At 61.7% G+C, this 6,083-nt stretch carries 5 protein-coding genes; 1 reads left to right on the forward strand and 4 read right to left on the reverse strand.

Features of this window, described 5'->3' with window-relative positions; all coding sequences use genetic code 11:
• Positions 1–153: 153 nt before the first annotated feature.
• From PMI32_RS02625 to PMI32_RS02610, 4 genes are all read right to left on the reverse strand, one after another.
• Positions 154–1,749, reverse strand: a complete 1,596-nt coding sequence (locus PMI32_RS02625; protein WP_008034588.1) for a DHA2 family efflux MFS transporter permease subunit — start codon at positions 1,747–1,749, stop codon at positions 154–156.
• Entirely contained in the window at positions 1,746–2,843 is a 1,098-nt protein-coding gene (locus PMI32_RS02620) for an HlyD family secretion protein (RefSeq protein WP_008034594.1), read from the reverse strand. The genes PMI32_RS02625 and PMI32_RS02620 overlap by 4 nt, the downstream gene beginning before the upstream one ends.
• A gap of 100 nt (positions 2,844–2,943) precedes the next feature.
• Entirely contained in the window at positions 2,944–3,354 is a 411-nt protein-coding gene (locus PMI32_RS02615; RefSeq protein WP_008034595.1) for a cupin domain-containing protein, read from the reverse strand.
• Between the two features lie 45 nt (positions 3,355–3,399).
• Complete coding sequence (locus tag PMI32_RS02610) at positions 3,400–4,143, reverse strand: SDR family oxidoreductase (RefSeq protein ID WP_008034596.1); 744 nt, start codon at positions 4,141–4,143, stop codon at positions 3,400–3,402.
• A 233-nt stretch (positions 4,144–4,376) separates the two neighbouring features.
• Between PMI32_RS02610 and PMI32_RS02605 the strand changes: the two genes are divergently transcribed.
• The gene (locus PMI32_RS02605; RefSeq protein ID WP_008034597.1) at positions 4,377–5,963 is read left to right on the forward strand and encodes a winged helix-turn-helix domain-containing protein; all 1,587 of its coding nucleotides are present in this window, start codon (positions 4,377–4,379) and stop codon (positions 5,961–5,963) included.
• The last annotated feature ends 120 nt before the right edge of the window (positions 5,964–6,083 follow it).

Genomic DNA, 6,083 nt, shown 5'->3' on the forward strand with positions numbered 1-6,083 from the left:
CGACCGTCTGATCGAAAACCGCATTGCCGAAGGTGGTTCTGACCGCCTGATCGAAAGCCGCGCTGTATGAATGAATAGCTCTATCGCGGTACTCAACAAGAAGCCCGGCCTAATCAGCCGGGCTTTTTCTTGCGTCAAACAAATGAGTGGCCTTCATTGAGGTGACACCGCAGCACGCCGCTTCGCGTATCGCCCCAACCCGATTTTGATGCCGACCAACATGGGCGCGGCGACTGCGAAAAGCAGCGTCACTGCAACAAATGCGCTGTCGAAAGCAATCACGGTGGACTGACCTGTGACGGTACGACCCAGAAGGCTCATCGCCGCCCGACCCGCAGCCACTGCGTCCATTCCTTTGGCCGACAACATCGCTGTCGTGGCAGTCAGTCGCTCGATGACCGCGCCCCCGCCCGGAGTGACGCTGGCGCCAAGGACCACCGAGTTGGCGACAACGTTATGCTCGATCAGCGTCTGAAGCCCTGCGACGCCCATCAGGCCACCCAACTGGCGCCCCGTATTGAAAAGCCCTATGCCGCTGGCGAGGTTGCGCCTGTTGAGGTCACTGAACGCGATCAGGGTGATCGACAGAAACAGAAAACCAAGACCCAACCCACGCAACAGGATCGCCGCCATCATGTCGTCGGCGCCGCTTTCATGGGTGGAACCGGACAGCATCCACATCGCAACCATGATCATCAGGATGCCGAAGGGCACGGTGGCGAACGGCGGAACGCGGCGGGCCTGCATGAGCCAGGCCGAAATGAGCAACGCCCCGATAAAAAAGGCACCACTGGGCAACAGCAGCTGGCCGGCATCGGTGGGTGTGAACGCGAGGACTGAAAGTGCAAACGCCGGAATCAGGAACGCACTGCCGAACAAGGCTGCACCGGCGACAAAACTGACGATAAAGGCGAAGGTAAAATCGCTCGATTTGAACAGGGTGAAATCGAGCACCCCCTGGCCTTTGATCAACACTTGCTGGCCAAGAAAAGCCAGCAACGCGGCTGCCCCCATCACGGTCAGCCACAGGATGTGCGGTTCCTCGAACCAGTCCCATCGGCTGCCCTGGCTGAGCACATAGGTAAAACACAACAAGGTGACGCAGATCAGGCAGAAGCCGACCCCGTCAAACGGACGATGCCGTGTCTTGGTCGGCATCGGGGCGTCGGCGGTCAGCAAAAGTCCACTGGCCGCCAGGGCGAGCGGAACAACGCTGAAGAAAATCCAGGCCCAGGACTGGCTATCGATCAACCATCCTTGAAGGGCCGGCGCAAGGGTGGCGGGCGCGACAACCGCGCCCATGGCGAACAGCGCCTGAAGGATGGGTTGATGTGATCGCGGCCAGGCGCGAAAGATGATCACCTGCCCCCCGACCAGCAACGTGCCGCCGGCGAAGCCCTGGATAACTCGAAGCGCGACCAGCAGATCCAGCCGAGCAGTCATGGCAGCAACGGCGCACGCCAGGCCCATGACCAAAGTGGCGCTGATGAGGACCTGACGCGGACCGAAACGGTTCACCAACCAAGGAGCGGTCACGAACCCGATCAGCTTGAACGCGGTGTAGCCAATATCCAGCCAGGCGAACTCATCGGGCGTTGCATAGGTATCGCCGATGATGTCGCTGCGTCCAAGCGACAGGACGGTGCCAGCGAGCGCTTCCGTCAGCGCGGCAAGCAGGATGCCCGTCATGAGCAGGAGGCCGTTCGTCACGCTGGCATTGCCCGGCGTGGCGGTGGCCACCGGGCTCACGAGCCACTTCCTTGCGCAACCTCGACCCGCGCAGACAGGCCCGGCACGATGCGGCCCGGCAACGGGTTGTGGGCCAACAGGATTTTCACCGGCACCCGCTGGACGACACGAACAAAGTTACCGGTCGCATTGTCCGTGGGCAGCAGGCTGAACGCCGAACCACTGCCCGGTGCAAAGCTGTCGACCACGCCTTCAAGTGCCTCGTTCGGATAGCCGTCAACCGTGATGCGAACGCGTTGACCGGGGCGAATATGCTCGAGTTGGGTTTCCTTGAAGTTCGCCACGACCCACACATCATGGACCGGCACGATATCGAGCAACGACACGCCCGTCGTCACATACCGACCGACGCGGACCTGGCGATTACCGATAACGCCATCGACAGGCGCGCGGACCACGGTGCTGTCGAAATCGATCTGGGCGAGATCCCGCGCCGCCTGCGCCTGATTCACCGCCGCAACGGCTGCTTCGCGCTCGGTGACCAGCACGGCGATGTGTTGCTGTTGCGCCTCGACCGATGCCGAGGCGGCCGAGACCGTCGCCTCGGCTCTGGATTGTGCGGCGGCGGTTTCATCGACAAGGGCGTGACTGACCGCGTTGCTGACGATCAGTTTGCGGTTGCGATCATGGGTCTTGGTCGCCAGATTCATCTCGGCAGCGGCTGAGCGTCGCTGGGCTTCGGCCTGGCGGATCAGGGCCCGTTGAAGCTGGGTCTGGGCATCGACATGGCTCAGGCGAGCCTGGGCCGCACTGACATTCGCCACGGCCTGCGCCAGCCGTGCGCGGTAGTCTCGGTCATCAATGCGAAACAGGACATCACCCGCCCGGACGGTCTGGTTATCCTCGACCTCTACCGACGTGATGTACCCGGCCACTTTGGCGGCGAGCGAGGTCACGTCGCCGCGCACATAAGCGTTATCGGTGGAGGTCGTGCCGCTGAAAACAGCCACGGCCCCTCCGGCAGCCAGGACCAGAACGGCGGCGACGCACAGCAATCGGCCGATGGTTTTTTTCTTGCTGCGGCGCATCACGGCGACAGGGATTTCGGCGCTTGCGACGGCGGCTATGGCGGCCTTGTCCTGGAGCGAGTTCATTTCTCTCATTACCTGTTCAATGCCAATAAACCTACAGCAGCCAAAGGGCGGCAGTGGCCTGCCGCCTGGCTATCGCGCGTCGATCAGCGCGTGTGTGAGGTCACTTGCCGATGGGCGTGACGAGCTCCTTTTCCCCGGAATCAAGGACGAACACCGCCAGCAAACGCGCAGGTTGGGTATCGCTGGCGTTGGCGCTGACTTCGTGCACGGAGCCAGGCTCCTCTACGAAGTTTTCGCCGACGTTGTAGATCTTTTCCGGCTTGTCTTTGATTTTGATGCGAAACGAGCCTTCCAGGACCGTTGCATAAATGAAGGCCGTTTTCGGATGGGTGTGGGCCGGCGACGCGGCACCAGGCCCATATTCGACAACCACGCCTTTCATACTCTTGCCGGGGATATTGGGAATGGGCCGGTCGAACACGACCGTCACCTTGCCCGCGGGCTTGTCGTCGGCCGACGCGGTGATCGAGAGCGCTGCGAAAGCAGCGGCCAGAAGATATCGGGTGAACATGGCAAATCTCCTTATGCGTCTGTTTGATGAGGGCGCAACCCGGTGTCAGGACCGGGCGAGCCAGTCCTCGAAACGAATCGCGCCCAGGCGCGGGTGCTTGCCGGGGGTCAGCGACTGATCGTCGAGCACCGCGCCGAAGTAGCGTGCGTGCACGTCCGGAACAACTTTGCGGGAGTCCCCGGTTGCCCGCAGAAAGCGCCTGACCAGTTCGTCCAGCGGCATGGCCTCGGGCCCCGCGACTTCGAGCGTGCCGTTGACCGGTGTTTGCAGCGTGACCTCCGTCAGCGCCGCCACTACGTCGTCGGACGCCAGTGGCTGGATCAGCGCGGGCGAAAGGCAAATCTCCTCACCGACGGCGGCCGATTGCGCGATACCGCCGACAAATTCGAAGAATTGTGTAGCCCGCAAAATGGTGTAAGGAATGCCGGACGCCTTGATCAGGTTTTCCTGGGCGACCTTGGCCCGGAAATAGCCATTCTCGGGAAGCCGTTCGCTACCGACGATTGACAGGGCCACGTGATGACGAACGCCGGCGGCCGCTTCAGCCGCCAGCAGGTTGCGGCTCGAAGTTTCAAAGAAGTCGAGGACGGCCTGGTCTTCCCACGACGGCGCGTTCGCCACGTCGACGACGATATCAGCACCATCCATCGCTTCGGCCAGGCCTTCGCGGGTGATGCTGTTTATGCCCGTACTAGGGGCGGCTGCGAGCACGTCATGGCCGCGCTCGCGGAGGTTGTTCACAAGTTTCGATCCGATGAGGCCAGTGCCTCCAATGACGACGATCTTCATGGGTTCTCTCCGCTTCACGACGGCAACCATTGCTGTCGGTGTGAGCAAAGAGTGCCCCCGTGCGTAAGTGAAGTCCTTGCGCAGGCCTTGGATTTACCTTCGCTCACGCTTGGTTTTTCGTCCAAAAAAACCACCGTTTGAATGTCATCCTGACTCGGCGGTGCAGCCGGTTACGCGCTGCCGTATTATCGACTGCTCGTACTCATTACCCGCTCGACCAGGGGATATTCACCTTGCCATTCGTGTTTGAAGACTACGTACTCGATCAAGAGCGTCGGGAACTCACCTTGCGCGGGCAAGTCGTGCCCATCGGGCCACAGGTCTTCGATTTATTGCTGCAGCTCGTCAGCCAGCGCGATCGCGTCGTCAGCAAGGATGACTTGCTCAAGGCGGTGTGGAGCGGCCGGGTGGTTTCGGAATCGACGATCACCAGCCACATCAATGCGGTGCGCAAGGCCATCGGCGATACCGGTAAGGAACAGCGCCTGGTTCGCACGGTGCCGCGCAAGGGGTACCGCTTCATTGGCCAGGTCGAGGCAGGCGAGACCGCCGAGGCCCGGCAACCTGACGGACACGATATCGACGCAGGCGTGCCCGCCGACCGGAATGAACCCCTCGTGCTACCGGACAAACCCTCGATCACTGTCCTGCCCTTCCAGAACCTGAGCGGCGACCCGGAACAGGATTATTTCGCCGACGGCGTGGTTGAGGACATCATCGCTGCCCTGTCGCGGATCCGTTGGCTGTTCGTGATCGCGCGCAATTCGAGCTTCACGTACAAAGGCCGCTCCGTGGACGTCAAGGGTGTCAGCCAGGAGCTCGGCGTGCGTTACGTGCTGGAAGGCAGCGTGCGCAGGTCCGGTGACAGGGTGCGCATCACCGGGCAACTGATCGATGCGACGACCGGAACGCACCTCTGGGCGGAGCGCTTCGAAGGCACGCTCGACGACATCTTCGAGTTGCAGGATCAAATCACTGAAAGCGTCGTCGGTGCCATCGCGCCGCAGCTCGAACGGGCGGAAATCGAACGGGCCAAGCGCAAGCCGACGGAAAGCCTCTGCGCCTACGACTATTACCTGCGGGGAATGGCGAAACTGCACAACGGCACACGGGAAGCCATCGAGGAGGCGCTGGTGATGTTCTACAAGGCCATCGAACTCGACCCGGAGTTTGCGTCGGCCTATGGCATGGCGGCGTGGTGTCATTTCTGGCGCAAGTTGAATGGCTGGATGACCGATCGACCTCAAGAGATCGCCGAAGGTGCGCGGCTGGCGCGCCTGGCCATGGCGCTCGGTCGGGACGATGCGGTGGCGTTGACGCGAAGCGGGCATGCGCTGGCCCATCTCACCGGTGATGTCGATGGCGGCATTGCCCTGCTCGACAGGGCGCGCCTGCTCAATCCGAACCTCGCTCCCGCCTGGTTTTTGGGCGGTATTTTGCGAGCACTGCGCGGTGAAACAGACGCCGCCATCGAGTTTTTGACCCATGCCGTGCGCTTGAGCCCGCTGGACCCGGAGATGTTCAGGATGCAGGTGGGCATGGCGCTCGCGCACTTCGTTGCCGGGCGCTATGACTGTGCGACGGACTGGGCGGATAAGGCATTGCGCAACCTGCCCACCCTGCTGCCTCCGGTCGCGCTGCTGGCGGCCAGTCATGCGCTGAGGGGACAAATGAATAAGGCGAAGCAGGCGATGCAGCGCTTGCGCGAGCTGGATCCTGCATTGCGTGTTTCCAATTTGAAAGAATGGCTGCCTATTCAGCGGCCAGAGGATCTTGCTCGTTTTGCGCAGGGGTTGCGGATGGCTGGGTTGCCTGAGTGAGTGTGGTGCTGATCACTTTGCTTGGGGGTATATCCGTTTCTGCGGTGATGGCGGCTATTGGTTTCGCTTTTACAGCGAGTCACTTGGAAGAGCCCCAAGTAACCAAGGGCTCTTGCCCCT

Source organism: Pseudomonas sp. GM60 (genome assembly GCF_000282415.1).
In the GTDB taxonomy this organism is placed as follows: Bacteria; Pseudomonadota; Gammaproteobacteria; order Pseudomonadales; family Pseudomonadaceae; genus Aquipseudomonas; species Aquipseudomonas migulae.

Excerpts from the sequence above, each read along its gene's own strand:
- PMI32_RS02620 (WP_008034594.1), bottom strand. The coding sequence starts at position 2,843 with ATGAACTCGCTCCAGGACAAGGCCGCCATAGCCGCCGTCGCAAGCGCC.
- PMI32_RS02615 (WP_008034595.1), bottom strand. The coding sequence starts at position 3,354 with ATGTTCACCCGATATCTTCTGGCCGCTGCTTTCGCAGCGCTCTCGATC.
- PMI32_RS02610 (WP_008034596.1), bottom strand. The coding sequence starts at position 4,143 with ATGAAGATCGTCGTCATTGGAGGCACTGGCCTCATCGGATCGAAACTT.